Source organism: Streptococcus sp. CCUG 71758 (assembly GCF_011714815.1).
GTDB classification, from domain to species: domain Bacteria; phylum Bacillota; class Bacilli; order Lactobacillales; family Streptococcaceae; genus Streptococcus; species Streptococcus halitosis.
On record NZ_RXXO01000002.1, the window covers coordinates 1 to 26,269 of the forward strand.

At 35.1% G+C, this 26,269-nt stretch carries 22 protein-coding genes, 4 tRNA genes and 1 pseudogene; 8 read left to right on the forward strand and 19 right to left on the reverse strand.

The window, feature by feature from the left end:
- Nucleotides 1–130 precede the first annotated feature (130 nt).
- From EKB01_RS03520 to EKB01_RS03595, 17 genes and pseudogenes are all read right to left on the reverse strand, one after another.
- Nucleotides 131–202 (reverse strand) — tRNA-Glu (locus tag EKB01_RS03520).
- 58 nt (nucleotides 203–260) lie between these two features.
- Nucleotides 261–506: pseudogene (locus EKB01_RS03525) on the reverse strand (23S rRNA (uracil-5-)-methyltransferase RumA); the annotation flags it as partial.
- Between the two features lie 54 nt (nucleotides 507–560).
- On the reverse strand, nucleotides 561–2,519 hold the full coding sequence (ftsH, locus tag EKB01_RS03530) for an ATP-dependent zinc metalloprotease FtsH (protein ID WP_033583696.1): 1,959 nt from the start codon (nucleotides 2,517–2,519) through the stop codon (nucleotides 561–563).
- A 15-nt stretch (nucleotides 2,520–2,534) separates the two neighbouring features.
- A complete protein-coding gene (hpt, locus tag EKB01_RS03535) occupies nucleotides 2,535–3,077 on the reverse strand; it encodes a hypoxanthine phosphoribosyltransferase (RefSeq protein ID WP_000889395.1) in 543 nt (180 codons plus the stop codon).
- A gap of 4 nt (nucleotides 3,078–3,081) precedes the next feature.
- Nucleotides 3,082–4,359, reverse strand: coding sequence for a tRNA lysidine(34) synthetase TilS (gene tilS / locus EKB01_RS03540; protein WP_033583699.1), 1,278 nt, complete (start codon nucleotides 4,357–4,359; stop codon nucleotides 3,082–3,084).
- A complete protein-coding gene (locus EKB01_RS03545) occupies nucleotides 4,356–5,624 on the reverse strand; it encodes a serine hydrolase (RefSeq protein WP_033583701.1) in 1,269 nt (422 codons plus the stop codon). Before EKB01_RS03545 ends, tilS begins: the two co-directional genes overlap by 4 nt.
- Nucleotides 5,617–5,739, reverse strand: a complete 123-nt coding sequence (locus EKB01_RS09345; RefSeq protein ID WP_000429343.1) for an SP_0009 family protein — start codon at nucleotides 5,737–5,739, stop codon at nucleotides 5,617–5,619. Before EKB01_RS09345 ends, EKB01_RS03545 begins: the two co-directional genes overlap by 8 nt.
- A 4-nt stretch (nucleotides 5,740–5,743) precedes the next feature.
- The gene (locus tag EKB01_RS03550) at nucleotides 5,744–6,112 is read right to left on the reverse strand and encodes a septum formation initiator family protein (RefSeq protein WP_000041917.1); all 369 of its coding nucleotides are present in this window, start codon (nucleotides 6,110–6,112) and stop codon (nucleotides 5,744–5,746) included.
- The gene (locus EKB01_RS03555; protein WP_007520979.1) at nucleotides 6,105–6,371 is read right to left on the reverse strand and encodes an RNA-binding S4 domain-containing protein; all 267 of its coding nucleotides are present in this window, start codon (nucleotides 6,369–6,371) and stop codon (nucleotides 6,105–6,107) included. Before EKB01_RS03555 ends, EKB01_RS03550 begins: the two co-directional genes overlap by 8 nt.
- Nucleotides 6,372–6,428: 57 nt before the next feature.
- The gene (gene mfd / locus EKB01_RS03560; RefSeq protein ID WP_167265707.1) at nucleotides 6,429–9,932 is read right to left on the reverse strand and encodes a transcription-repair coupling factor; all 3,504 of its coding nucleotides are present in this window, start codon (nucleotides 9,930–9,932) and stop codon (nucleotides 6,429–6,431) included.
- Nucleotides 9,933–10,502, reverse strand: coding sequence for an aminoacyl-tRNA hydrolase (gene pth / locus EKB01_RS03565; protein ID WP_007520977.1), 570 nt, complete (start codon nucleotides 10,500–10,502; stop codon nucleotides 9,933–9,935).
- Between the two features lie 73 nt (nucleotides 10,503–10,575).
- Nucleotides 10,576–11,691, reverse strand: a complete 1,116-nt coding sequence (ychF, locus tag EKB01_RS03570) for a redox-regulated ATPase YchF (RefSeq protein ID WP_167265709.1) — start codon at nucleotides 11,689–11,691, stop codon at nucleotides 10,576–10,578.
- Between the two features lie 84 nt (nucleotides 11,692–11,775).
- Nucleotides 11,776–11,970, reverse strand: coding sequence for a DUF951 family protein (locus EKB01_RS03575; RefSeq protein WP_000285177.1), 195 nt, complete (start codon nucleotides 11,968–11,970; stop codon nucleotides 11,776–11,778).
- A gap of 64 nt (nucleotides 11,971–12,034) precedes the next feature.
- A complete protein-coding gene (dnaN, locus tag EKB01_RS03580; protein WP_000581142.1) occupies nucleotides 12,035–13,171 on the reverse strand; it encodes a DNA polymerase III subunit beta in 1,137 nt (378 codons plus the stop codon).
- Between the two features lie 158 nt (nucleotides 13,172–13,329).
- Nucleotides 13,330–14,691: a chromosomal replication initiator protein DnaA gene (dnaA, locus tag EKB01_RS03585; protein WP_167265711.1), complete on the reverse strand. Its 1,362-nt coding sequence runs from the start codon at nucleotides 14,689–14,691 to the stop codon at nucleotides 13,330–13,332.
- A gap of 216 nt (nucleotides 14,692–14,907) precedes the next feature.
- Nucleotides 14,908–15,666, reverse strand: a complete 759-nt coding sequence (locus tag EKB01_RS03590; RefSeq protein ID WP_109289533.1) for a ParB/RepB/Spo0J family partition protein — start codon at nucleotides 15,664–15,666, stop codon at nucleotides 14,908–14,910.
- 57 nt (nucleotides 15,667–15,723) lie between these two features.
- Nucleotides 15,724–16,914: a S1C family serine protease gene (locus EKB01_RS03595; protein ID WP_084851116.1), complete on the reverse strand. Its 1,191-nt coding sequence runs from the start codon at nucleotides 16,912–16,914 to the stop codon at nucleotides 15,724–15,726.
- Nucleotides 16,915–17,091: 177 nt separating this feature from the next.
- On the opposite strand from EKB01_RS03595, the gene rlmH reads away from it, so the two are divergent.
- The 7 genes from rlmH to EKB01_RS03630 all read left to right on the forward strand — a co-directional run bounded on the left by rlmH (nucleotide 17,092) and on the right by EKB01_RS03630 (nucleotide 20,271).
- Nucleotides 17,092–17,571, forward strand: coding sequence for a 23S rRNA (pseudouridine(1915)-N(3))-methyltransferase RlmH (gene rlmH / locus EKB01_RS03600; RefSeq protein ID WP_167265713.1), 480 nt, complete (start codon nucleotides 17,092–17,094; stop codon nucleotides 17,569–17,571).
- Between the two features lie 43 nt (nucleotides 17,572–17,614).
- Nucleotides 17,615–17,688 (forward strand) — tRNA-Arg (locus tag EKB01_RS03605).
- Between the two features lie 166 nt (nucleotides 17,689–17,854).
- Complete coding sequence (comC, locus tag EKB01_RS03610) at nucleotides 17,855–17,980, forward strand: competence-stimulating peptide ComC (RefSeq protein ID WP_033583718.1); 126 nt, start codon at nucleotides 17,855–17,857, stop codon at nucleotides 17,978–17,980.
- A 20-nt stretch (nucleotides 17,981–18,000) separates the two neighbouring features.
- Complete coding sequence (gene comD, locus EKB01_RS03615) at nucleotides 18,001–19,320, forward strand: competence system sensor histidine kinase ComD (RefSeq protein ID WP_167265715.1); 1,320 nt, start codon at nucleotides 18,001–18,003, stop codon at nucleotides 19,318–19,320.
- Complete coding sequence (gene comE / locus EKB01_RS03620) at nucleotides 19,317–20,069, forward strand: competence system response regulator transcription factor ComE (protein ID WP_000866079.1); 753 nt, start codon at nucleotides 19,317–19,319, stop codon at nucleotides 20,067–20,069. The genes comD and comE overlap by 4 nt, the downstream gene beginning before the upstream one ends.
- Nucleotides 20,070–20,120: 51 nt before the next feature.
- Nucleotides 20,121–20,192 (forward strand) — tRNA-Glu (locus tag EKB01_RS03625).
- 5 nt (nucleotides 20,193–20,197) lie between these two features.
- Nucleotides 20,198–20,271, forward strand: a tRNA-Asn gene (locus tag EKB01_RS03630).
- 39 nt (nucleotides 20,272–20,310) lie between these two features.
- On the opposite strand, the gene EKB01_RS03635 is transcribed toward EKB01_RS03630, so the two are convergent.
- Nucleotides 20,311–20,853: a TetR/AcrR family transcriptional regulator gene (locus EKB01_RS03635; protein ID WP_000665084.1), complete on the reverse strand. Its 543-nt coding sequence runs from the start codon at nucleotides 20,851–20,853 to the stop codon at nucleotides 20,311–20,313.
- 128 nt (nucleotides 20,854–20,981) lie between these two features.
- Here EKB01_RS03635 and EKB01_RS03640 point away from each other — a divergent pair, with 128 nt between their 5' ends.
- Nucleotides 20,982–23,636 carry a YhgE/Pip domain-containing protein gene (locus tag EKB01_RS03640; protein WP_109289535.1) on the forward strand — a complete coding sequence of 885 codons (2,655 nt, stop codon included), beginning with the start codon at nucleotides 20,982–20,984 and terminating at the stop codon, nucleotides 23,634–23,636.
- 21 nt (nucleotides 23,637–23,657) lie between these two features.
- Here EKB01_RS03640 and EKB01_RS03645 read toward each other — a convergent pair whose 3' ends face one another.
- On the reverse strand, nucleotides 23,658–26,210 hold the full coding sequence (locus EKB01_RS03645; RefSeq protein WP_033584611.1) for a YfhO family protein: 2,553 nt from the start codon (nucleotides 26,208–26,210) through the stop codon (nucleotides 23,658–23,660).
- Nucleotides 26,211–26,269 lie beyond the last annotated feature (59 nt).

Consider the following 26,269-nt stretch of genomic DNA (forward strand, 5'->3'; position numbering starts at 1 on the left):
TGTTCAGTTTTCAAAGGTCTTTGTCACTCAATCTCTCTCAAGCGACAACTATATTAGTATATCACAGCTGCTAACCTATGTCAACACTTTTTTAAAACTTTTTTCAAGTTTTTTTACCGCGATACACACATAGTCCGTACGGGATTCGAACCCGTGTTACCGCCGTGAAAAGGCGGTGTCTTAACCCCTTGACCAACGGACCTTGAGCTTTTCAACTCTTTCTATTATACCTACTTTTCCTACTTTGTCAAGATCTTTTTTCAGTGAAGTTGATTTTTTCTTTTCTTCACTAACTTAACAACTGCTTCTGTTCGTGCAGTGTGGGGAAACATATCAACTGACTGGATATACTGGAGATCATAGACTTTTACCAGTTTAACTAAATCTCGTGCCAAGGTCGAAACATTGCAGGATACATAGACCATTTTTTCTGGAACATAGGTCAGAATGGCATCCAACAGCTTATCATCTAAGCCTGTACGAGGAGGGTCGACTATCAGGGCATCCGCTCGGTAGCCATCACATTAGAACATAAAAAGAGAGGTCGAACCTCTCTAAATTTATTTTTCTTCACTCATTTTTGATTTTACTTCATCATAAGATAGTGCATGGGATTCCTCTTCTACTGTCTCAGGCATTTTTCCTGTTTCGTAAAGAGATTTAATCTGTGTACTATCTAATGTTTCGTATTTCAACAATGCTTCTGCAATCAACTTATGAGTTTCACGATTTGATTGGATAATTTCAGCAGCTTTGTTTCGTGCCTCATTTAATAATGAACGAACTTCCTCATCAATCTCATAGGCTGTTTGCTCTGAAATTGATTTTTGAGGACTTTGTGCACCAAACATAGCATGATTACCTTCGTATTGAACTGGGCCAAGTTTTTCACTCATACCGTATTCAGTGACCATTGCACGAGCCATCTGTGTAGCTTGTTCAAAGTCATTTGAAGCTCCTGTCGTTTGGACATTAAAGATAATCTCTTCAGCTACACGACCACCCATCAAACCTGCCAATTGCTCTTTCATGTCTTCTTTAGATAGAAGCATTTGATCCTCTTTCGGAAGCGCAATCATGTAACCACCTGCACGTCCACGTGGTACAATTGTAACTTTATGAACAACACGGGCATTTGACAAGACTAAACCAACAATGGTATGTCCAGCCTCATGATAAGCAACCAATTCACGTTCTCTTTGTGATACTGTTTTATCTTTCTTAGATGGTCCAGCAATCACTCTGTCCTCTGCCTCATCAATATCTGAAGCATCAATGATTGATTTGTTGCGACGAGCAGCAACTAATGCCGCTTCATTTAGAACATTTTCTAAGTCAGCTCCCACAAAGCCTGGGGTTTGTTGGGCAACCAGTTTCAAATCAACATCGTCTGCCAGAGGTTTATTTTTAGCGTGAACTTTCAAGATTGCTTCACGACCTTTAACATCAGGACGGCCAACTAAGACTTTTCTATCGAAACGTCCTGGGCGGAGAAGAGCTGGATCAAGAACATCTGAACGGTTAGTTGCAGCGATAACGATGATTCCTTCATTTCCCTCAAAACCATCCATCTCAATCAAGAGTTGGTTCAAGGTTTGTTCACGTTCATCATTTCCTCCACCAAGACCAACACCACGTTGGCGACCAACAGCATCAATTTCATCGATAAAGATGATGGCTGGCGCTGCTTTTTTTGCATCCTCAAAAAGAGAACGAACGCGGCTTGCACCAACTCCGACAAACATTTCTACAAAGTCAGATCCTGAGATACTAAAGAACGGAACCCCTGCTTCTCCGGCAACTGCCTTAGCTAGTAAGGTCTTACCTGTTCCCGGAGGTCCCTCCAAAAGAACACCCGCGGGAATGCGCGCACCAAGTTTTGTAAATCGTTTTGGATCTTTTAGGAATTCAACAACTTCTACTAATTCTTGTTTTTCTTCCTCAGCACCTGCAACATCTGAGAATCGTACCTTGATATCTTCTTTGTTAGCAGCTTTAGCCTTGCTACGTCCAAAACTCATTGGATTTCTACTATTATTTCCTCCCATATTTCCCATCATAGAGAATAGGAAGAAGAAGAGAATAGCAAATGGCACAACAGACACAAGGATATTGATCCACATACCACTTGAACTCTCATGTTTGACTGTAACCTCAGCCTGATGTTCAGAAGCAAGTTTTTGCAATTCTGAAACTGTTGAATCAGACGGAAGAATAGTACTTGAGAATCTTTCTACTGTTGTAGCTGTAGGAGTAAAAAATTGAATTCCTGTTTCCTCTTTACTAGTCTTAGGATTTTTATAAACACCAGACACTTCAATGATGCTACCATTTGGCTGATAGGTTAATTCTTTTACATTGTCTGCTGTAATTTCTTTTACCAATTCTGTATAGTTAATTTTTTCGCTTCGTCCAGCAGTATTTCCAGAGTAAAAATACTGGAATCCTGTCACTAGGAAGAAGATAATTAACAAGTAGAGAAATGGATTTCTAACTAAACCATTATTTTGTTTTTTCATTAAAGATAGATCTTTCTAATTTGAATAAACTTCTTCTTTCAATACTCCGACATAAGGAAGGTTACGATAATTTTCCTTATAATCCAGACCATAACCTACTACAAACTCATTTGGAATAGTAAAGCAGGTATAATCCGCTTCAATTTCAACAACACGTCCCTCTGGTTTGTCCAACAAAGTCGCGATTTTAACAGAAGCTGCTTCTCTTGCAATAAACATATCTCGCAAATTTTTCAAAGTTTGACCTGTATCGATGATATCCTCTACAAATAAAACATGTCTTCCTTTGATATCTTGAGTCACATCTTGCTTGATATTGATGACACCACTACTTGCTGTTCCACCATGGTAACTAGATACCATCATGAAGTCCATCTCAATATGCGTATCAATATGTTTAACCAATTCAGCCATAAAAGGAATCGATCCTTTTAGAATTCCAATAAGAATTGGATTTTTCCCCTCATATTCTTTTGTTAGTTGTGCACCTAGCTTTTTAGCTGCTTCTGTAATTTCATCATGTGAAACGAGGATTTTTTCAATATCGTGTTCTAACATCTTTTTACCTATCTATTTTTTCTATATAAATTACAGTGTTCATTATATCATTTTTCGTGTTTTTACTCAAATCACTGGTCGCAATTCCTAAAATTGAGACAATTTCTCCAAATTGCTCAATAATAGGGGTTGTTTTTCGTTTTTCAATAGGGAGTTTCAAATCTATAAATAAACGTCTCAGTTTCTTTCGATGACCATTTAGGATAATAACATCGCCAGGTTTTCGACATCTAATATGTACAGATGTTTCCCGTGAAACCGTTACTTTTTGAACAAAATCCCCTTCAATAGGGATACCAAAGGAAAATAAATAACCCATATATTGAACTTGATTTTGATAGTGTAACACAAGTTCATCTTCCTTTTCATCGGCCTGAGGACTGATTTTACAAACTCGAAAATTCTGATACTCTTTTATCAGTTCGTAACCATTTTTAAGAGAGTGACGATACTGGCTTTTCGTTGCTAAAATCTGTCGAACTTCGGCAAACTGAGCCTTTGTCAGATTTAAGTCTGGAAATTGATTAAGATAATTCTGGAGCAAGATTCCTTGAGTTTGTTGAGAGTATGAAAATAGCTCATTCAAATCTTCCACATCAATTTGTTTAGAAAGCTCCGTTATTGTTGCTTGGTAATCTGAAATCTCCCTTCCTAAATCTAAAAGGGCGGATTTAAGACGAGGATTTTCTTTTTCAAGTTCTGGTAAATACCTATTTCGAATCCGATTTCGAAAATAGCTGTTCTCACGATTTGTTTGATCTTCGAAATGAAAAATTGGTGGAAAATCCTTTTTATGAAAATGCAATAAGGGGCGGATGATTTCAATGCCATCAACTACTTGACTTTCTTTTATTCCTGTTAAATGACGTAGCCGACTTCCTCGAATCAAGCGCATCAAAATCGTTTCAACTTGATCATCTGCATGGTGGGCAGTAACCAAGGCAGTCGCTCCAACCTCTTTCATGATTTTCCTAAAAAAATCATAACGAAACTCTCGAGCACGCGCTTCTGAAAAGTCTCCTGAAAAACTTGTGATATAAATAGGAAGTTCAGCTGCATCAGCTAACTTCCTTAGTTCATTTTCCTCCCAGTCAGACTCACTTCTCTGCTTATGATTTACATGTGCTAAAATCAACTCAATTTCCAACTCTTTTTGGTAAGTAGACAATAGCTGGAATAAAAACATTGAATCCAGTCCGCCAGACAGAGCCAATAAGACTTTAGAATGTTTTTTGAAATACTCTTTTTGGAGAAAATGATTTAAAAAATCCTGATCCCTCATTTTAGAACCTCATAGACATCCTTGGCTATCTTAGCAATGGTGTCATAATCAGAATTTTTAGTGAAAATGGAAAGAACGAAAGGAGAATCCGTATAGACAATGGCAGTGTCGTGTTTAAACTCGTCGGCATCTCCAATTTTATGAGCTACCTTAACCGAAACACCTTTTGCGATTCGTTGGTTGTCAAAATCGGTCTTACCTAGAGACTCTAGGACAAAACCATTCTGATTATAAATAGCTTCCATAAGTTTTCCAGCCATTTTTGAAGAAGTCAATTTGTCATTCACATCCCAATCTTCACCCATAATGGTGGACATTTTTTCTTTGAAAGCCCCGTCAGATTGATTGGTCACATAATAACCTAAAATATTATGAGCAACATTGTCAGACTCTTTTGTTACCTTGGTAATCAACTGTTGAAGACTGTATTCTTTGTTATCTTCTTTTTTAGGTAAGCTACCACTACCTTCTGGTTTATAGGACCCAGGGAAACTATTTACTTCTGGGATATACTTGAAGCTACTGTCTAGCGTATATTCCCCTTGATTTATCTTATCTTGAGCATAATAAAGGTAGGCTAGTTTCAAGATGCTAGCTGCATAGAGTTTACTGTCTTCATTCACCCCAGCCTCTTTACCCGTAGTCAGTTGTTTAACATAAATAGAATAATTTTCGTTCTGATAGTTACTTGATAAAACTTCTTGAACCTTCTGGATGCGATTGTCTTCTTCTGAGGTGAACTCTTTTGATACCCACCCAACTTGATCAATATGAAGAAATTCTTGTCCCTCAGCAAAAAGGGTTCTATCCACTGTTACGCGTTGATAGGGAGAGAAAGAGGAAGAAATTTCTTTCGTATCATAGGGGCTGTTGTAGATAACAAACCCTGGCTCCAACCATACTTGCCTATTTTGAGTTTGAACTTGACTTTGATCATAGACCAAGCGCTTATCTGCAAGGATAAACTGGTGATTATCTAATTTAAAAACAGGAACACCTTGTCTATTCAAACGCCATTCTACTATTTTAAAGGTGGTTTCAGGAGTCAATTTACCAGACTCCTTGACAAGATCCTCATTAGCATAGACAGCTGTTTCTCCATATACCATTGGGGATTCCAGAGTTTCTTTATAGTAGAATCCATAATCAGACTCGGTTAGATAATAAATTTCTTGCGAAGAGTAAGGAAGCTGTTTTTCTGTGCTAACTACTCTTGAGGTTATGATAAAAGCAGGTAGCAATAAAACTACTAAGAACTTACGCATTCTTCTCTTCCCTTTCTTCTTGTAATCGTAATAAATGGTTTTTAGCTGCCAATTCCTCTAATTTTTCATCTGATAAACTTAAAAATTGTTCAACAACTTCCAATAAATTTTCCATGACATTACCTCGGAAGCAAATCAGGAATTGTGTAAATTGCTTCTCGTTTCTTTGAGTAATAGTACTTGGCGCGTGCATATTTTGCTACATAGTCTTCATCTTTCAACTTTGCAGCAAAAGCAGATTCCTTGTCCTTTTCATCACTGAGAGTTTGATACTGCTCTTTCAACTCTGTCAATTGCTGACGACGTTGCAGTAACTGATTATAGCTTTGGGCCAGATTATAGGTCGGTAAAATAAACAATAAAATCATCAAAATCAGAACCCAACCCATAAAGCGATTCCTCTTTTGTCTTTCCTTCATCAGGTAACGACGACGTTGGTGTTCATTTTGAATAAAAGGATTGTTCATCTGTACAATATTTTTAGACATTTTCTTCTACCCGTGTTTCACTGAGAATTTCATACATGCCTGCTGCATCTTCTTTTTTTGTACTATCTTTCATCTCCAGTACTTTTACAAGCAACAATTTACTTCCAAAGCGAATTTCAACTTGGTCATCAACTTTCAAATCTGTTGAACTTTTGGCCAAGATTCCATTTACCTTGATTCTACCTTTATCCGCTACTTCCTTTGCTACGGTACGACGCTTAATAATTCGTGATACTTTTAAATACTTGTCTAATCTCATTTTTATTACCTCAAATTATTATTGTACCATTTTTATCCTTTTTATAGAAGAAAAACGTCAAATAGAATTAGCTTCCTTTGATTCTTTTATCTCTAGCAAACTTTCTCCAAAAATCATCAGACCTTCTAAAATTTCATAATCCTTCTTGTTTCGGACATCAAATACGACTTCCATTAATCCTCTATTCTCCGCTATAGTTGCTTTTAAGTTCGTTGCAGATAGGGATTTAAAGTAATCTTGAGCCAAAAATAATCGTTGAGTGACTTTTTCAAATTGAACTGTAATCTTATTCTCTTTTCTTTCTACGCGTTCAACAAAGACCTTATCCAAGTATGATTTGACCAAACCAATCTCTAAAAGATAGGCCACCACATCTGGATATTCTCCAAAGCGGTCCATCAACTCTTCTTGTAATTCTTCATAGTTGACACGACTGTCAATCTGACGAATTTTCTTGTAAATTTCAATTTTATGTCGTTGGTCAGAAATATAAGTATCAGGAAGATAGGCATCGATTTGTAAAATCAACTCGGCATTTCCTTTAGTTCTCGTGTTCTCATTTCCATTGCGTTTAGCAATAGCTTCCTCTAGTAACTGAGAATACAATTCAAAACCAACAGAATCAATGAAGCCCGATTGAGATTTTCCTAAGAGGTTTCCTGCTCCACGAATTGAAAGATCACGCATAGCAATCTTAAATCCAGATCCCAATTCTGTAAATCCTTTGATTGCTTCTAATCTCTTTTCAGAGACTTCACTGATTGATTTTTCTGGACGATACATAAGATAGGCATAGGCAATGCGATTGCTTCGACCAACTCTCCCTCTTAATTGATACAAAGTTGACAAGCCCATATGGTCTGCATTTTCAATAAATAAGGTGTTAGCATTTGGAATATCAACGCCAGTCTCAATGATTGTGGTAGTCACCAAAATATCATACTGACCTTCAATAAAGTCCAACAAAGTGTTTTCTAACTGAATTTCGCTCATTTGTCCGTGAACATACCCAATCGAAGCTTCTGGAATCAACTCTTGTAATTCTGAAACCTTCCGTTCAATAGTGTCAACTTTATTGTAAAGATAGTAAACTTGACCACCACGCTCCATTTCACGTAAGACAGCATCACGAATCACACTATCATTCTTTTCCAAAACATAGGTTTGCACTGGATACCGATTGGTCGGAGGTGTTTCAATAACAGACAAATCTCGGATTCCCAACATAGACATATGAAGGGTTCGAGGGATTGGTGTTGCTGTCAAGGTTAGGACATCCACTTGTTTCTTCAGTTCTTTCAATGTTTCCTTATGCTTGACACCAAATCGTTGCTCTTCATCAATAATCATCAAGCCTAAATCTGAAAATACAACATCTTTTGACAAAACACGATGTGTTCCAATCAAAATATCGATTTGACCATTCTTTAATTTTTCAAGTGTCTCCGCCTGCTCTTTTTTACTTCTAAAGCGACTCAATACATCAATATTAACAGCAAAATTTTGGAATCTTTCCTTAAAATTCGTATAGTGTTGTTGCGCTAAAACCGTCGTCGGGACTAGAACGACAACTTGTTTATGATCATTGACCGCCTTAAAGGCTGCACGCATTGCAACTTCAGTCTTCCCAAAACCAACATCTCCAACCAAAAGTCGATCCATGGGGTGAGAATCCTGCATATCTTTCTTGATTTCCTCAATACTGCGAAGTTGATCATCCGTTTCAACATAAGGAAAAGCATCATCAAAAGCATGTTGCTCATCATCATCAGCTGAGAAAGCAAATCCCTTCAACTGACTACGCTCAGAATAAAGTTTGATTAAATCGTCAGCTATATCCTCTACCTGGTTCTTAACTTTTTGCTTGGCCTTTTTGAAATGACCATCATTTAATTTATTAAGTTTTGGAGCTTTCCCATCACTTGAAACATATTTGGACAGTAATTGAATCTGCTCAACTGGGATGGAGATTTGATCCCCATTTTGATATTGAACACTGACATAATCACGGTGAATCCCTTTGATTTCAATTGTCTCAATGCCTAAATATTGACCAATTCCATGGATATGGTGAACAACGTAGTCCCCTTTTTCAAGTTCATTATAATCTTTTAATCGCTCTGCATTTGAAGCATGTTGTCTTCTAAACCGACGTTTTAATTTCTTTTGAAAAATCTCATGTTCAGTAATCAAGAGAATTTTTTCATCTACAAAATGAAAACCATGTCTTAGATTACCCTCAATCAAGTTTACAGATTCTTTACAGATACTTGACTTATCTCTGGAATCCAATTTAATCTGGTATTCCTCTAAAACATCCTCCAATGTTTTACTTCCCATTGAATTGCTAGACTGCAGAACAATAGTGTAGTTCATTTTTTTATATCGCTCAATTTCTTCTTTAAGAAAAGAAAATTGATTGAAAAACTCTTGCATAGGATATTGATTAAATTGATAAATGTGATCAAACTTGAGATTTCCTAATCCTTTTTGTAGATTGGAGAAAAAGGTAACTGGACTTTGTTTTTTATAGGTTTGCTCTGTATCTGCAAAATACTGCATATCAGAAAATGCTTTACCGTTCTGTAAATCTTCTGTAAAGTATTGAGCTAATTCTCTTTCAAAGACTTCATACTGATTCATCAATTTCTGGTAATCATCAAAGAATACTGGTGTATCTTTTTCAATATAATCAAATATTGTCCATGTTTTATCGTAACATAAAGATAAAAACTTCCGACTATCTGAATGCACCTGTCTTTGATGAAAACTTGACAAAATCTCTTCCAAGTATGATTTTAAAATCGGTGATAAGGTCTTTGAAATTTGCTTTTCTAAAGCTGACTGACCTCGTGTATAATCCCTTTCTCTTAAAAGTATATCACTATCTGGAAAGATGGTGAGTTCTGTTTGATTTTCTTTTGATAATTGTGTTTCTACTTCAAAAGTTCGAATTCCATCTACTTCATCCCCAAAAAACTCAATTCGGAAAGGTTCTAACTGAGACATCTCAAAAATATCTAAAATATCCCCTCGAATACTAAACTCACCTTGAGTTTGTACTTGCGTAACTTTGCAATAGCCTATTTCCTTTAATTTGTGAAGAAGGCCATGTTGGTCATATTCTTCACCAACTGAGATTTTTACAATACTATCTTTGAATATATTGGGAGAAGGTAAAATCAATCGACTTGCTGCGATATTACAAACTAAAATCCCTTTCTTAGATGAATCAGTTAAAAAACGCAAGGCTTCAACCCGCGAAATGATTTTTTCTTGTGAAGACATCAAAAACTCTACCATAGGAGAATCATCTACCAAAAATGGATAGACAAGTTCCTCTCCTAAGATAGAAAGAAGATCACTGATAATTCGTTCTGCTTCTCCATAAGTCGATGTCAGTAACACAATCTTTTTTTCTTTTTTTAGACTACTTGCAATTGCAAGAGCCTTGGTAGAAGTTGACAGACCTAACATTAGTTGCCTTTTCTTATCTATCAGATTTTGATGCCATTTTTTTATCTGATCATTTTCTGAGAATAAATCTAATAAAGTCACCATTTAGCCGTTATACCTCTGCATTGTTTTCTCAAAGTTTTTCTCTTGTAAATAGTAATTTACAGCATCGTCAACCTTGTCAACTGACTGTAAAATACCTACATAGTCATCCTGATCAAATTTACTTAAAACATGATGAACAACAGACATGCCTTTTTTAGGTCTGCCAATACCTATTTTAACACGGTTAAAAACCTGAGTACCTATATGTTTAATAATAGATTTAATCCCATTATGGCCACCTGCTGAGCCCTTTGCTCTTAAACGAATTCTTCCAACTTCCATGTCAAGGTCGTCGTAAATAACGAGTAAATCTTCAATATCCAAACCATAGTAGGTTAATAAAGCATGAACTGCTTTTCCACTTTCATTCATAAAAGTCGTTGGTTTAACAAGATAAATTTTTTCGCCATTAAGAAAAAAAGATGCTAGGTCAGCTTGAAATATCTTATCGTGTGTAAAAGTGACATTTTGTTTTTTAGCTAATTGGTCAATCAACATAAAACCAACATTGTGCTTGGTTTCAAAATATTTATCCCCTGGATTTCCTAATCCTACAAGTAATTTGGTCATTTATTTTTCCTTTCAAAAGCCAAAAGGGTTGGAATTTTTTTCCAACCTAGTTGACACTATTTGTTAAATGTTATTAGACATTAAAGCGGAATTCCATGATATCGCCATCTTGAACGACATATTCTTTTCCTTCTTCACGCAAACGCCCAGCTTCTTTTACAGCCTTTTCAGATCCATATTTCACTAGATCCTCATATGACATTGTTACTGCACGAATAAACCCTTTTTCAAAGTCTGAGTGGATAATACCAGCTGCTTGAGGAGCTTTCATCCCTCGCTTAAAGGTCCAAGCACGGACTTCTTTTTCACCAGCTGTGAAGTAAGTTCCAAGCCCAAGCAAGTGATAAGCTGCACGAGTCAACTTGTCAACGCCTGATTCAGTCAAACCAAGTGCTTCAAGAAACTCTTGCTTATCTTCCTCATCTAACTCAGAAATTTCTTCCTCAGCACGCGCGGAAATAACTACTACTTCAGCATTCTCTGTCGCTGCGAATTCACGAATTTGCTTCACATATTCGATAGAATCTGGATCTGAAACTACATCCTCATCCACATTAGCAACATAAAGAACTGGTTTAGTGGTCAAAAGGAAGAGACCTTTGACAACTTTTTGTTCTTCATCTGTGAATTCAATGGTACGAGCTGATTTTCCATCTTCAAGGACTGGTTTGATTTTTTGAAGAACGTTAAACTCTGCTACTGATTCTTTATCTTTTTGCGTACGTGCCATCTTTTCTACACGCGCATAGCGCTTATTGACTGATTCTAAGTCAGCAAGAATCAACTCTAGGTTAATGGTATCAATATCTGCAAGTGGATCCACAAAGGCGTCTTCACGTCCTTGCTCGCGCATAACATTTTCATCATCAAAAGCACGAACTACATGAACAATCGCATCTACTTCACGAATATTGGCCAAGAATTTATTTCCTAGACCTTCTCCTTTCGATGCGCCTTTTACAATCCCTGCAATATCTGTAAATTCAAAAGTTGTTGAAACTGTCTTTTTAGGAGTAATCATTTCCGTTAGTTTTTGTAGGCGTTCATCTGGAACTTCTACCATTCCAACGTTTGGATCAATAGTCGCAAATGGGTAGTTTGCTGCCTCTGCTCCTGCTTTTGTAATTGCATTAAAAAGGGTTGATTTACCAACGTTTGGCAAACCAACGATACCTGCTGTTAAAGCCATATTTTCTCATTCTCCGTTCTCATTTCAATCCCTAACATTATAACACAAAAAGGGAAAACTTGCTAACTCTCTAGCTAAGGGTTCTTAGTCAATAATCTTATTCATTTTTCGTTCAAAATCATGGCGGCTCATCATAACAAGGTGGTCGCAATTGCTACATTTGATTTTGATATCTGCCCCAACACGTGTAATTTCCCAACGATTGGCTTTTTTTCCTGTTGACTTGATGGTGCAAGCATGTGGCTTTTTCATTTCAATAAAATTTCCAACTTGATACATACTACTCTCCTTTTCTTTTTCGATTATATCATAAAAGAGGCGAGCTAGGCTCAACCTCTTTCACTTAATTTGTACGAACTGGAGTAATGAGCTGCATGAAGTCTTCATCAGTATCTGCTGGAACAAGAGTGAATGGACGAACAGCTGAGATAAAGCTGATAGTTACTTTTTCGCTATTTAAAGCTTTGAGGGAATCAATCAAGTAAGTCGGGTTGAAACTAATAGTCAAATCATTCCCAGTAACCTGCTCAGTATCGATTTCTTCGTTTACTTTACCAACTTCAGGAGAATGAACATGGGCGCTAACAACACCACCTTTAATTTCAAGCTTCACAGTACCATTTTGAGTCGCACTTGATAAGAGACGAGCACGTTCCATTGAATGACGCAAGTTGACAACATCAAAAGTTACTGTCGTATTAAAGTCAGTTGGAATCAAACGATCTGTATCAGGATAGTTTCCTTCTAGGAGACGAGTGTAGAAGCTAATATTTTCGCTTCTAAAGAGGATTTGATTATTTGCAAAGAAAATCTCCACAGTTTCAATATCATCCGTAAATACAGCTGAAAATTCGCGTAGAGAGCGACTAGGAATCACCACATCAAAATCATCACCATTTTTTTCAAGAGTCAATTTTTTCTGGCTAAGGCGATGAGAGTCTGTTGCAACTGTCTTTAGTTCCTTGTGATTGCTCAAAACAAAATGGACACCAGTCAAAATTGGACGACTTTCTTGCGTACTTGCAGCAAAAGCTGTTTCATTGATAATTTTCTTAAGTAGTTTGGTTTCAAGAACCAAAGGTGTGCTTGCTGAAATTTCTTGAATTCGTGGGTACTGTTCGCTATCTTTTCCTTTTAGAGTGATTTCTGATTTGCCACTTGTTAAGACAATTTGTTTTTGTTCAATTTCTTTGAAATCAAGGGTTACATCTGGAAGACTGGATACAACATTGATAAAGAAAGAGGCTTCAAGAAGAATCGAACCTAAGGAAGTAATCAAAAGACCAGCATCTTCATTTTTTTGAGAAATGAAATTTTCAATGGAGATTTGCCCATTTGATCCAATTAAAGTAATTCCTTCATTGGTAACATCAATTTTGATTGTTGATAAAATTGGAATAGCATTTTTAGAGCTAATTGCTCGTTTTGTGGTATTTAAGGCTTGTAGAAATAAATTTTTATTAATTGAAAAATGAATCATGGATTCTCCTTTATTTATTCTTAGTATTAGAAAGTTAATAGTAATAATAGAGTCTGTGAATTCTGTGGAAAACTGATTTCTATTTAGTAAACTCAAGTTTCTTAGCTTGTTTAAAAAATGTGGATAAAAAAGATAGGAAAGTGAGAGTTATCCACACTCTACTTAATTTTCTTTTTGATTGATTCTACTTCTAAACGTAAATTATCGTCTTCGTCAATCAATGATTTTATTTTAGCATGAGCATGAATCACGGTAGTATGATCCTTTCCGCCGAATTCTTTTCCGATTTTTGGAAGACTATTATCTGTCAGTTCTCTAGCTAGATACATAGCAACTTGACGCGCCAAAACGATGTTTTGAACTCGTCTCGTGCCCTTCATTTCTTTGACACTCACTCCATAAAAATTACCAACTTCAGTTTGGATTTTTTCAATTGGAATAACAAGCATCTGGCGGGCATCTTGTTTACGTGCTCTGATAGCTTCCGCAGCAATATCAATAGTGATATCCTTAATTTTCTTTACTCTGGCAATTAAAGTGATATCGTTGATTGCTCCTTCTAATTCTCGAACATTTGAATCAAATTGGCCAGCCAAGTATTCCAGAGTATCACTTTGGAAATGGTAATCCAAGTGCTCTGTTTTACTTTGAAGAATGGCGATACGTGTCTCAAAGTCAGGGGGAGTGATATTTTGCGTCAATCCCCAGCTAAAGCGCGTGACAAGTCTTTCCTCAAGGCCTTCTAGGTGTTTAGGACTTCGATCACTGGTTAGGACAATCTGTTTCTGCTTATCATGAAGAGCATTGAAGGTATTGAAAAATTCTTCCTGGGTTGCGACTTTTTTACCGCTGAGAGATTGGATATCATCAATCAACAAGAGATCAAGACTACGGTAAGTTTTTTTGAACTTTTCCATTTCCCCAAGTCTTAAGTGCTCAAGAAAGTCATTGATAAAGCTTTCGGCAGGAATGTACTTGACACGCGCATCAGGAATATTTTTCAAAATCTCATTTCCAATCGCATTGAGCAAGTGAGTCTTTCCAAGACCAGGTCCTCCATAGATAAAAAGAGGATTGTAGGTTAGAGCTAAATCTTCTGATACAGCTAACGCAGCAGACACCGCCCAAACATTCCCATCACCTTGAATAAAGTTATCAAAGGTATATTTTTCTTTTAATCCTGTTTCAGAATAAGGAATCGTTGGTAGTGCAGGTGTGTAATTGTAAGTAGAGACACTATTCGTATCATTTACTTGAGGAGATTCTGTACTCTGAGGTTTAGTGAAAATATAGTGAGGTTTGATTTCAGAATCATAAATTTCAAAACCAGCAGCAACAATAATATCTTTTAATTGCTTTTCCCACACCATTTCCATCTCTGATCTCGGTAGAAATATAGTAGCTGTATTTTCTTCTACTTTGATGAGTTCAGCAGGTGTAGCATAGAAATCATACATAGATCGAGTCAATCTTTCTTGAGCAAATTCTAAAATACGATTCCAAAATTGCTTTTCTTTCAACTATTTTTCCTCCTTTACTATGATTTTAGTAGTTTAGTGCTAGACTTATTTTACCATAGATAGTAGGATTTTTCCACAGATTGTGGAAAAGAATCCACAATGTTAGTAGTATTTATCCACAGGTTGGGGATAAATAGCTTTTTCCTTGATTTAGTAGGGTTTTTGATAAAAAAATTAGTGGATAAATTTGTGGGTTAAGAAAATAAAAGAACAGCCTTATTTCAGGCTGTTAATAATTCTATCGTATTCTTCTTGACTTGAAAAAGAGATGACAATCTTTCCAGTATCTTTTTTAGAAAGTTTAATTTCTACACTTAAACCTAGTAGTTTTTTTAATTTATCTTCTTCATCTTTGATGAAAGAATCACTTTTTTTTTGCTTTTTTTGTTTTTTTTCTGTCAGTAGTGCTTCCAACTTTCTCACAGAGATGTCTTCATTTTTAATTAGTTGAAAGAAATGGTCTTGCTGCTCTTTGTCCAAACCAACTAGGGAACGTGCATGCGCTTGAGAAATTTTTCCATTTTCTACTTCAGTTAAGATATATTCTGGTAGGGAAAGTAAACGAATAAAATTAGTGATATAAGGACGAGATTTCCCCATTTTATCCGCTATTTCAGTGTGAGTAAATCCTTTCTCTACTAAAGATTCATAGGCGCGTGCTTCTTCAACAGGATTTAAATTTTCTCTCTGCAAATTCTCAATGATTGATTGAACCATCATTTCCTGATCTGAGAGGTGCTTTACAACGGCTGGGATAGAGGTCAGACCAGCCAAGAGAGAAGCTCGATATCGTCTCTCTCCTGCAAGGATTTCATAACCAATTACAGGAGATTGACGAACGATGATTGGTTGGATGAGCCCATTTTCTTTGATTGACTGAGCCAATTCCTTTAATTTTTCTACATCAAATTCTTTCCGAGGTTGGTAAGGATTTTTTTGTATTTCAGAGATAGAAATCATTTCAAATTTTTCCATGATTCTACACTAACATATCTTTTACTTTCTGTAAAGTTTTCTTTACACTGATGTCAATTAACGTTCCAAATCACCAGAATTCTTATCTAGTTTTATAGAGGTTGTTTCCTCCTTACCATTACGGTAGTAGGTTATTTTTATAGTGTCTCCAATAGAATGGTTGTAAAGAGCATGTTGTAAGTCTGTTGATGAAGTAATCTCTTTGTCATCAACTTTAGTAATGACATCGTATTTTTGAAGATGTCCATTTGCAGGCATGTTACTTTGAACAGATCGAACAACTACACCTGAGGTGAGGCCACTTGGAATGTTTAGTTTTCTAAGATCATTAGCTCCAACGTTGGACAGATTGACCATTTGGATTCCAAGAGCAGGACGAGTCACTTTACCATCACTTTCAAGCTGTTTAATGATATTTTGTACATCGTTTGAAGGAATTGCAAAACCAAGACCTTCTACAGATGTTCCACCATTACTTGCAATCTTACTTGATGTAATACCAATTACTTGTCCTTGAATATTTACAAGAGGACCACCAGAGTTACCAGGGTTAATGGCCGTATCTGTTTGAATGGCTTTTGTTGAAATAGCTTGACCATCTTCAGATTTTAGAGAAACATTTCGATTAAGACTTGAGATGATTCCCTGTGTAACTGTATTAGCATATTCTGAACCTAAAGGACTACCGATAGCAATCGCTGTTTCTCCAACGTTAAGTTGGCTTGAATCACCAAATTCTGCCACTGTTGTAACTTTTTCTGAAGAAATTTTTACGACAGCAATATCAGAGAAGGTATCCGATCCAATAATTTCACCAGGGACTTTTGTACCATCAGCTAAACGGATATCGACTTTTGAAGCTCCGTTAATAACGTGAGTATTTGTTACAATATAAGCATCATTTTCGTTCTTTTTATAGATGACACCTGATCCTTCACTTGCAATCTGTTGATTATCCGTATCAGAATTTGATTCTTCGGTTCCAAATACACTACTTTGTTTATTAGCAGAGTAAGTAATGACTGATACAACAGCATCCTTAATTTTATTCACTGCTTGAGTAGTTGAGTTTTCATTCTTGTATGATGTTTGAGTTACAGTGCCAGAATTATTATTTGTAGCTTGATTTCCTTGTTTTTGATAAAGTTGCAATGTTACAAAACTTCCTAGTGCCCCACTCAAAAATCCTATTAGAATAATTACAAGAAAAGTAACTCCTTTTTTGTAAAATTTTTGTAAGTGTTTCATAAACGCCTCCGTTTGCTATTGTTTGTCAAGATTATAAACCTATTAACTTAATCTAAGCTTAAAAGTTTTACACAAGTTGTGGATAACTCACATTATTCTGTGAATTTAATAGTATTTTTGGATGATTTTCATGTGTATAAGATGTGAAATAAAGTGTGGATATGATAGAATAGAAGAATGAAAATAAAAGTTATAACAGTAGGAAAACTGAAAGAGAAATACTTAAAAGATGGCATTGCTGAATATACCAAACGAATTTCACGTTTCGCTAAATTAGAAATGATTGAGCTCGCTGATGAGAAGACACCTGACAAAGCCAGTGAATTAGAAAATCAAAAAATTTTGGAAACAGAAGGCGCAAGAATTCTTTCTAAAGTTGGAGAAAGAGACTTTGTCGTTGTACTAGCCATTGAAGGAAAAACACTCTCCTCAGAGGAATTTAGTAAGCAACTAGAGCAGGCTTCTATCAAAGGCTATTCAACTCTTACTTTTATCATTGGAGGAAGTTTAGGTCTAGCTCCTGTTGTAAAAAATAGGGCCAATCTTTCTGTCAGTTTTGGACGTCTGACATTACCACATCAGTTAATGAGATTGGTTTTAGTTGAACAAATTTACCGTGCTTTTACGATTCAGCAGGGTTCTCCTTACCACAAATAGAAGATTGACTTACCTCTTGTTTTTTGATAGAATGGTCATGTTAGGTCTCATAGCTCAGCTGGATAGAGCATTCGCCTTCTAAGCGAACGGTCGCAGGTTCGAATCCTGCTGGGATCAATGTTAGATGCGAAGCTGGGATTCATCCCAGCTTTTTTCTTAAAAAAGTGCGTTTCAGGTGCAAAAATGTACAGTTGGGAAAAATTTTTTCTTATATGGTCTTCATTTTGTATAATAGGTTTGTAAGTTAATTTACAAGAAAAAAAATAATACAGGAGATTTCATTATGAAAAATACAGTAAAATTGGAACAATTTAAAGAGGTAACAGAGGCAGAATTGCAAGAAATTCGAGGAGGAGACTGGAGAATTTCAGAATCGATTCGTAATCTTATTTTTCCAAGAAAAAAGTAATGAAATAAAGGTAGTGAGTAATGGATTTATTTGGATTAGGGATAGCTATTTTTTATTTTCTCATCATTAGCAAAAGTTATGAGTGGATTTGTAAAGTAAATAGAAAAGAACAAATTATTTTTTTGTGTTACACATGCATATCAGTTTTGATACTCGAAGAAATTATTACTCTAGTATATTCTAATAGTTTTGCTTTGTCTAAATTTTTATTTCCTTTGGTTGTGTACCTTTATTTAAGAAAGTTAAAGAAGTATGAAAAATATAAAGGAATTTTTATTAGTTTACTACTATCCTTATTATATCATAGTACCCATACTTTTATATCCGTAACATTATCTTCTATAATGGGTGATGTTCTTGTATTACAATATAAAAGTATATTCTTTTTAGTAGTATTATTGTTGACTTATTTTATTATTATAAAAATAAGTCGTTATTTCCACTTGGAAATAACATATTTTGACAAAGATTACCTCTACCCTTTTTTAAAAAAAGTGATAGTTGCTTTTTTTGGATTGCATATCTTATTGTTTGTTTCAGATATAGTAAGTACGATTCATCACTTAAATAGTTTTGGAAGTATTTTATCAACCATTGTTTTTATCTGTCTGCTATTAGTTTTCTTTGCAATGAATTCTTATAAGGTTCAAATTGAAAAAGAGATTGCCCTAAAGCAGAAGAAATTTGAACAAAAGTATTTGCAAACTTATACAGATGAGATTGTAGGTTTGTATAATGAGATTCGAGGTTTTCGTCATGACTATGCAGGTATGCTTGTCAGCATGCAAATAGCGATTGACAGCGGAGATTTACACGAAATTGACAGGATTTACAACGAGGTCTTAGTAAAAGCAAATCAGAAATTGAGGTCAGACAAATATACTTACTTTGATTTAAACAACATAGAAGATTCGGCTTTACGAAGTTTAATTGCTCAATCGATTGTATATGCACGAAATAATGATGTAGAGTTTACATTGGAAGTAAAAGATGTCATTACTAGATTGTCAATGGATTTACTTGATCTTGTTCGCATCATGAGCATTCTATTAAATAATGCTGTTGAAGGTGCCGCAGATAGTTACTTGAAACAAATGGAAGTTGCAGTCATTAAAATGGATTTTGAAACAGTTATAGTTATCCAGAATTCATGTAAAATCACTATGAAGCCTTCAGAAGACTTATTTACCCTAGGTTTCTCTACCAAGGGAAGAAATAGAGGTCTAGGACTAAATAATGTCAAAGAGATCTTAGATAAGTATGACAACATTATTTTAGAAACAGAAATGGAAGACAACACATTTAGACAAATTATTAGATTTAAGAGAGAATTTGAATGAAAGTATTAATTTTAGAAGATGTTATTGAGCATCAAGTGAGACTAGAGAGAATATTGAATGAAATCTCTGAGGAATCGAATATTCCTATCTCATATAAGACAACAGGAAAAGTTCGTGAGTTTAAGGAATATATCGAAAATGATGAAGTAAACCAGCTTTATTTCCTAGATATCGATATTCATGGAATCGAGAAAAAAGGCTTTGAAGTGGCTCAATTTATCCGTCATCACAATCCTTATGCTATTATTGTCTTTATTACTAGTCGATCTGAATTTGCTACTTTAACTTATAAGTATCAGGTATCAGCTTTAGATTTTGTAGATAAGGACATCAATGATGAATTGTTCAAAAAACGTATCGAGCAGAGTATCTTCTATACCAAAAGCATGCTGCTTGAAAACGAAGATGTTGTAGACTATTTTGATTACAACTATAAGGGAAATGATTTGAAAATTCCTTACCATGATATTCTGTATATCGAAACAACAGGTGTTTCTCATAAATTGCGTATTATTGGTAAGAATTTTGCTAAAGAGTTTTATGGAACTATGACAGATATTCAGGAAAAGGACAAACATACTCAACGATTTTATTGCTCCCATAAATCTTTCCTTGTCAATGTGGGAAATGTGAGAGAAATTGATCGAAAGAATTTAGAAGTTGTTTTTTATGAAGATCATCGTTGTCCCATTACCCGTTTGAAAGTTCGTAAACTAAAAGATATTCTAGAGAAAAAATCTAAAAAGTGATTGACAATCAGTAAGAAATTGATATAATGGTTATATCTGCTACAGATAGATGGTCCGTTGGTCAAGGGGTTAAGACACCGCCTTTTCACGGCGGTAACACGGGTTCGAATCCCGTACGGACTATTTTATCCGCCATAGCTCAGTTGGTAGTAGCGCATGACTGTTAATCATGATGTCGTAGGTTCGAGTCCTACTGGCGGAGTTAGATAAAAAGAACACCAGATGGTGTTCTTTTTTGTTCTTAGTTGGCATCACCTAGCATTTTCATAAGGAAGTCTGTCATTTCTTGCGGACTTTCTTTTTTTCCACGAGCAATCCAAGTTTGACAAACTCCAAATAGGGCATTTGTCAGATAAATGCTGCTATATTCTAATTCAATTGAATTTAGTTGTAGTTGCATAAAGCGCTTCTGAAGATCTGTGCTCAGCATGATATGAAGCTTATTTCTTAAGAAATTTTGGATTTCTTTGGTACCATTTTCAGATAAAAGAGCAGCTAATAATGGTTCAGATTCTAAATAGTCAAATACTTCTAAAATGGCATCTTTTTTATGATGAGCATGTTTTTGGAAGATATACTCAAATGTATGAAATAACTTACTTTGATAGTGTTCAATCATATCATACTTATCCTTGTAATGGGTATAGAAGCTAGAACGACTAATTCCAGCTTTTTCTGCTAATTTAATTGTAGTAATTTGATCGAAGGGGTGATCCATCAATAATTGAACCATGGCATTTTCAATATTTCTCTTTGTTTTTAATCGTTTGTTACTTTCTTTCATAGTTTCTCCTTTTGAACAATTTAGACTATATGTCTAAAAAAATATTTTTTATCTTGTAATTTAGATTTTTTAATGTATAATCTATTATATCAAAAATTTAGACAATATGTTTAAAAAAAGGAGGAAATATGTTTAAAGAATGGAAAGCAATTTTTAAAAAACCGACATTCATTATTGTAATGATAGGGATTTCTCTTATTCCAGCTTTATACAATATCATATTTTTATCGTCAATGTGGGATCCATATGGTCAAGTATCGGAGTTACCTGTAGCAGTTGTTAATAATGATAAGGAAGCTTCTTATAATGGAAATACAATGGCTATAGGAAAAGACATGGTGTCTAATTTAAAAGAAAATAAGACTTTGGATTTTCATTTTGTCAATGAAGAAGAGGGGAAAAAGGGGTTAGATGATGGCGAATACTATATGGTAGTGACTTTACCAAGTGATTTATCTGAAAAAGCTACTTCGATCCTAACAAATCACCCTGAACAGATGCAAATTGATTATCAAACTTCAAGCGGTCGTAGCTTTATTGCAAGTAAGATGAGTGATTCTGCAATGACACAATTAAAACAAACCGTCTCTACGAATGTAACTGAAACATATACCAAGGCACTATTTCAAAAAATGAGTGACTTGAAGTCTGGGATAAATAAAGCAGCTGATGGAAGTGAACAACTGGCTGATGGGACTAATCAGTTAGCAAAAGGAAGTCAAACATTGACGACAAATCTCAATACTCTAGCTAACTCAAGTGTAACTTTTTCAAATGGTGCTAATCAATTTACAAAAGGATTGTCTGCCTATGTATCTGCCATAGAGCAATTACATCTTGGTTTAGGAACTTTTAATAGTGGTTTACAAAGTTATACAAATGCAGTTTCACAGGTTGACACTGGACTTGGTCAATTGGCCTCAAGAACTCCTGAGTTGGTGACAGGTGTAAATCAGCTGAATACAGGTATAAAGACCTATACAGGTGGAGTTTCACAACTCAATTCAGGTCTCAGTAAATTTTCGGTTGGTGCCAATGCCTATACAAGCGGAGTTGACAAATTATCTGTTGGTACAAACCAACTATCAAGTCAATCAGATACATTGAGAGACGGTATTACTCAATTAAATAAAGGAATCAAAAAAATATCCACACAATTAAATACTTCATCTCAACAGAAAGAGGATATAACACAGTTAGCAAGCAGTTTAGATGAGTTGAATAAGGCTCTCCAATCAGTTACAGTTTCAGATAATACTGATCTTAAAAATACAATATCTAATGACTTAACAAATATAACGACTCTTGCTCAAACTATTGTGACTAATAGTCAAGCAGAGCAAGAGAAAGCTCTTACAAATCTTCAAGCAACAGCAACTTATCAATCTCTCACTGAAACTCAGAAAAAAGAATTGACTGAAGCTGTTTCAAATAATTCTAATTCTACGATAGAGTCAGCAAAAGCAATTTTAACGACGGCAGGAGATTTAAAAGAAAATTTAGGAAGTATAAACCAACCAGTCTCTAATCTTTCTACTTTACAGACTAAAGCAAATCAACTTTTACCTATAGCGTCTAGTTCCTTGACATCTATGTCAAGTGGATTTACACAGTTGCAAAATGCTGTAGATAATCAGTTAGTTCCCGGAAGTCAATCAATTGAAAATGGAGTTAATGCGTATACTAAAGGATTGGATACTATTTCTTTAGGTGTAAATCAACTAAGTGAAAAGAATACAAGTTTAACAACAAGTTTGGATCAATTGGTTTCTGGCTCAACCAAGTTGACAGAAAACTCTTCAAAATTGACAACTGGTTTGGATACTCTAGCTGGGAAAACTCCAGAATTAGTAACAGGTATAGAAAGCTTGTCAACTGGTTCTGCCCAATTGAACAATAAGAGTCCAGAGCTGATAGCAGGTCTTACTACATTACAATTTGGCTCTGGTCAATTAACAGATAAATCAACACAGTTACTTTCTGCAGCATCTCAACTAGGAAGTGGCGCTATGAAGATTGCAGATGGTGCTGGAAAACTAGCAGATGGTGGAACAACCTTAACCTCTAGTCTTGAAAATTTACAGACAGGAGTTGATTCATTAGGACAAGGATTAGGTAATGCAAATACTCAACTTAAATCAGCTTCGACAGAATCTAAAAATGCAGAAACATTATCTGATCCTCTAGTTCTCTCAAAAACAGACAATGACCAAGTTCCTGTAAATGGGATTGCCATGGCTCCTTATATGATATCAGTTGCTCTTTTTGTTGCTGCTATATCTACCAATATGATTTTTGCTAAGTTGCCTTCTGGACGTCATCCAGAGAGTCGTTGGGCTTGGTTGAAGTCTCGCTCTGAAATAAATGGGATTATAGCTGTCTTAGCAGGTGTTTTAGTTTATGGAGGTGTCCATCTTATTGGATTGACTTCGAACCATGAGATGAGGACCTTGATTCTAATTATAATCACAAGTTTAGCTTTCATGTCTATGGTGACAGCTTTAACAACTTGGAATAGCCGTATAGGAGCTTTCTTCTCTCTTATTTTACTTTTATTACAGTTAGCATCAAGTGCAGGAACTTATCCCCTTGCTTTGACAAATGATTTCTTTAAAGGTGTCAATCCATGGTTACCAATGAGTTACTCAGTATCAGGCTTACGACAAACAATCTCTATGACAGGAAATATTCATCATCAAGTGATTTTCCTTATTATAACTCTAGCTTTATTTACTGCTTTAGGTATGCTAGCTTATCAACCTAAGAAAATGGAAGAAGATTAAAAAGATTGGCCAAGGAATTGGTCAATCTTTTTCTGTCTTAGATAAATTTCGTCTGTGATTATAGATTCCAAAAAGAAGAAGGGCAGTTACTGAGCAGACTGCTCCAATAACAAAACCATTGGGGATAAAGGAAAGTGTAATAGTGCCTTTTCCCTCTGGAACATCAACTTTCATAAAACCAGTCTGAGCCTGCTTGATTTCAAGTTTTTTCCCATCTTGGTATGCAGACCAACCTTTGTCATAAGGAATAGTGAAGAAAATAGAGGTATCTTGTTTTACTTCATATGTAGCAAAGACTTTATTTTTAGAGGTGGATACTTCTACAGGTTGTTCTTTAATCTTTTGAATTGCCTCAGTAAGAGCCTGAGTATCTAAACGATAGAAGGTTGGAGATTCAAAGGACACCTGAGAATTTCCAGGGAAACTAACACTGATATTGAAAGTTTTTTGTTCTTCAGTATAACCCAAATTAAAGAAATTAAATGCATTGTCAGTTGTAAAAGTCTTTTTTTCTCCATTGACAATGATGTCAACTTTCTTTTGCTTATCGTTTGTAAAATGAAGATTTGAAAAAGAGAGATAGACTTGGCTATTTTGAGGAACCTCAATTTGATAATCAATCTTTGCATCTTCATTCGCAGAACCTGTGATACTTGTTAAACCTTCAGAATTATCTGTTTTATCATATGCTATTTGGGAGAAGTAATCTAAGTTGAGATTAGCAAGCTGGTTTATAAATAAAGCCTGATTATCCAGAGTGTGATTATTAAAGTTTACATCTGTGTAAATAGATTGAGTGGCAAAGGCAATGGGTAAAGAGAGTTGATTTTTATATAAGGTTAAATGATCCTTTTGATAAATCTCTTGAAAGCCATACTTATCAAGTGAAGTTTCAGAAATATTGTACTGGATTCCAAATAAACTATCTGCTAAAAGACTGTTATTAGCATAACGGAGATTGAGGTTAGTTCCAGAGGATTTGAATCCAAGTTTATCCAAACTAGTGCTAGCTGAACGATTTCGTACAGACGAAAATTGAGAGATTCCATTGTAGTTAAATTTCATACTGTCATTTCCAGTCTGAATTTGCAGTTTTTCAGTACGTGTAAATGGATTGTCAATTTGATTTAGAATGGATTCCATAGCGGTGATATCTCTATTATAGGCGCTACGAGAAGCAAAGGCCCATTCTTTAGCTATTCCTTCCATTTGAGATGATGCATTTAAGCTTATCTCAGCTGTTATAAATAAAGACAAAAGAATTGCAAATAGATTTACAGAGATAAATTTTCTAATGACTGCAAGAAGTAAAAGAGCATAAACTAGAAGAAATTCAAGAGTGAGTAGGATATTCAAATCAGTTAAAAAAGAATAGTGTGATTTAAAATAGACAGTAGCCAAAAATCCTGTTAGTACAAGAAAAAGTGAGACAAATAGATTCCAGAGCTTCAGTTCTTTCAGACGGTTTAAGACTTCTGCTGCAGTATAAATTAACAGAGTAGAAAAAATCCAAGCATAGCGATGCAAAAACATATTCGGGGTATGCATCCCTTGCCAAAATAAATCAAGTGCTTCTATATAAAAACTTATTATTAAAAAAGTAAAGAAAATTGCATAGGTAAGTTTCACGTGAAACCTTATGGATTTTATTGTGAAAAATAGAATAGTCAAAATAAAAGGAAGCAATCCAACAAAAATCATTGGTATAGATCCATATTTAGTTGTATCAAAAGATCCAATGAATTGTTTTGCAAAAATATCCAAATACCAGCTACTATCTGTCTTTAATTTTGTGATGGCAGTCAACTTCTCTCCATGAGTTTGTAAATCAAACAGTGTAGGAAGAGTCATAATCAAACTAGCCATTCCAGCTAAAAAGGAGGTAACAACAAAATCAAGAAAAGATGATTTTCGAGTTTTAAAGTCCCAAGAAATTTGGCAGAGATACCAGAAAATAAGAAACAATGCTGTCATATACCCAAAATAATAATTTTGAATAAATAAGATTGACAAACTTGTAAAGTATAGTAGGCGCTTCTTTTGTGTTATAAGTAGGTGTAAACCAGTTATAATTAAAGGAATCAAGATAAAAACATCTAGCCAGGTTTTAATCTCTAACTGACTGACAGTGAAGCTCATTAAAGCATAGGAAGTAGATAATGCAAGTTTTAAAAATTTTGGGATATCTTTAAATAATCTAGTCAAACTAAAGAAGGTTGACAGACCAATCAATCCAAATTTTAAGAGAGTGGTTAGATAGACAGCATCTGGCATATTCGACAGATTAAAAAAGTAAACTATGGGTGAAAGAAAGCTACCCAAGTAATAACTAGATAGAGCATAGAAATTCAGTCCGAGGCCACTTGTAAAGGTGTAAAACAAACTGCCATTTCCATGCAGAATATTTCGTAAAGCTACATCAAAAATAACGTATTGATGGAAACCGTCTCCTAATAGTGGAGATGCATCGCTATTCCAGTAGATACCTTGAGTTAAGTATACTCCAGTCATAATTACTAAAGGAATGATGAAAGAAACAAAATAGGTCCAATATGTTTTAAAAAATGATTTCATGTTACCTCGTAGAATGATAGAAAACTCAGTTGGTTACCCCAACTGAGTTTTGAAGTCTT

What these genes read in the sequence shown, in the direction of transcription:
- rlmH (WP_167265713.1), top strand. Translation starts at nt 17,092, where the DNA reads ATGAAAATAAAAGTTATAACAGTAGGAAAACTGAAAGAGAAATACTTA.
- ftsH (WP_033583696.1), bottom strand. Translation starts at nt 2,519, where the DNA reads ATGAAAAAACAAAATAATGGTTTAGTTAGAAATCCATTTCTCTACTTG.
- mfd (WP_167265707.1), bottom strand. Translation starts at nt 9,932, where the DNA reads ATGGTGACTTTATTAGATTTATTCTCAGAAAATGATCAGATAAAAAAA.
- hpt (WP_000889395.1), bottom strand. Translation starts at nt 3,077, where the DNA reads ATGTTAGAACACGATATTGAAAAAATCCTCGTTTCACATGATGAAATT.
- comE (WP_000866079.1), top strand. Translation starts at nt 19,317, where the DNA reads ATGAAAGTATTAATTTTAGAAGATGTTATTGAGCATCAAGTGAGACTA.
- comC (WP_033583718.1), top strand. Translation starts at nt 17,855, where the DNA reads ATGAAAAATACAGTAAAATTGGAACAATTTAAAGAGGTAACAGAGGCA.
- EKB01_RS03635 (WP_000665084.1), bottom strand. Translation starts at nt 20,853, where the DNA reads ATGAAAGAAAGTAACAAACGATTAAAAACAAAGAGAAATATTGAAAAT.
- EKB01_RS03550 (WP_000041917.1), bottom strand. Translation starts at nt 6,112, where the DNA reads ATGTCTAAAAATATTGTACAGATGAACAATCCTTTTATTCAAAATGAA.
- tilS (WP_033583699.1), bottom strand. Translation starts at nt 4,359, where the DNA reads ATGAGGGATCAGGATTTTTTAAATCATTTTCTCCAAAAAGAGTATTTC.
- ychF (WP_167265709.1), bottom strand. Translation starts at nt 11,691, where the DNA reads ATGGCTTTAACAGCAGGTATCGTTGGTTTGCCAAACGTTGGTAAATCA.
- EKB01_RS03545 (WP_033583701.1), bottom strand. Translation starts at nt 5,624, where the DNA reads ATGCGTAAGTTCTTAGTAGTTTTATTGCTACCTGCTTTTATCATAACC.
- EKB01_RS03645 (WP_033584611.1), bottom strand. Translation starts at nt 26,210, where the DNA reads ATGAAATCATTTTTTAAAACATATTGGACCTATTTTGTTTCTTTCATC.
- EKB01_RS03590 (WP_109289533.1), bottom strand. Translation starts at nt 15,666, where the DNA reads ATGGAAAAATTTGAAATGATTTCTATCTCTGAAATACAAAAAAATCCT.
- pth (WP_007520977.1), bottom strand. Translation starts at nt 10,502, where the DNA reads ATGACCAAATTACTTGTAGGATTAGGAAATCCAGGGGATAAATATTTT.
- EKB01_RS09345 (WP_000429343.1), bottom strand. Translation starts at nt 5,739, where the DNA reads ATGGAAAATTTATTGGAAGTTGTTGAACAATTTTTAAGTTTATCAGAT.
- EKB01_RS03640 (WP_109289535.1), top strand. Translation starts at nt 20,982, where the DNA reads ATGTTTAAAGAATGGAAAGCAATTTTTAAAAAACCGACATTCATTATT.
- comD (WP_167265715.1), top strand. Translation starts at nt 18,001, where the DNA reads ATGGATTTATTTGGATTAGGGATAGCTATTTTTTATTTTCTCATCATT.
- EKB01_RS03555 (WP_007520979.1), bottom strand. Translation starts at nt 6,371, where the DNA reads ATGAGATTAGACAAGTATTTAAAAGTATCACGAATTATTAAGCGTCGT.
- EKB01_RS03595 (WP_084851116.1), bottom strand. Translation starts at nt 16,914, where the DNA reads ATGAAACACTTACAAAAATTTTACAAAAAAGGAGTTACTTTTCTTGTA.
- dnaN (WP_000581142.1), bottom strand. Translation starts at nt 13,171, where the DNA reads ATGATTCATTTTTCAATTAATAAAAATTTATTTCTACAAGCCTTAAAT.
- EKB01_RS03575 (WP_000285177.1), bottom strand. Translation starts at nt 11,970, where the DNA reads ATGTATCAAGTTGGAAATTTTATTGAAATGAAAAAGCCACATGCTTGC.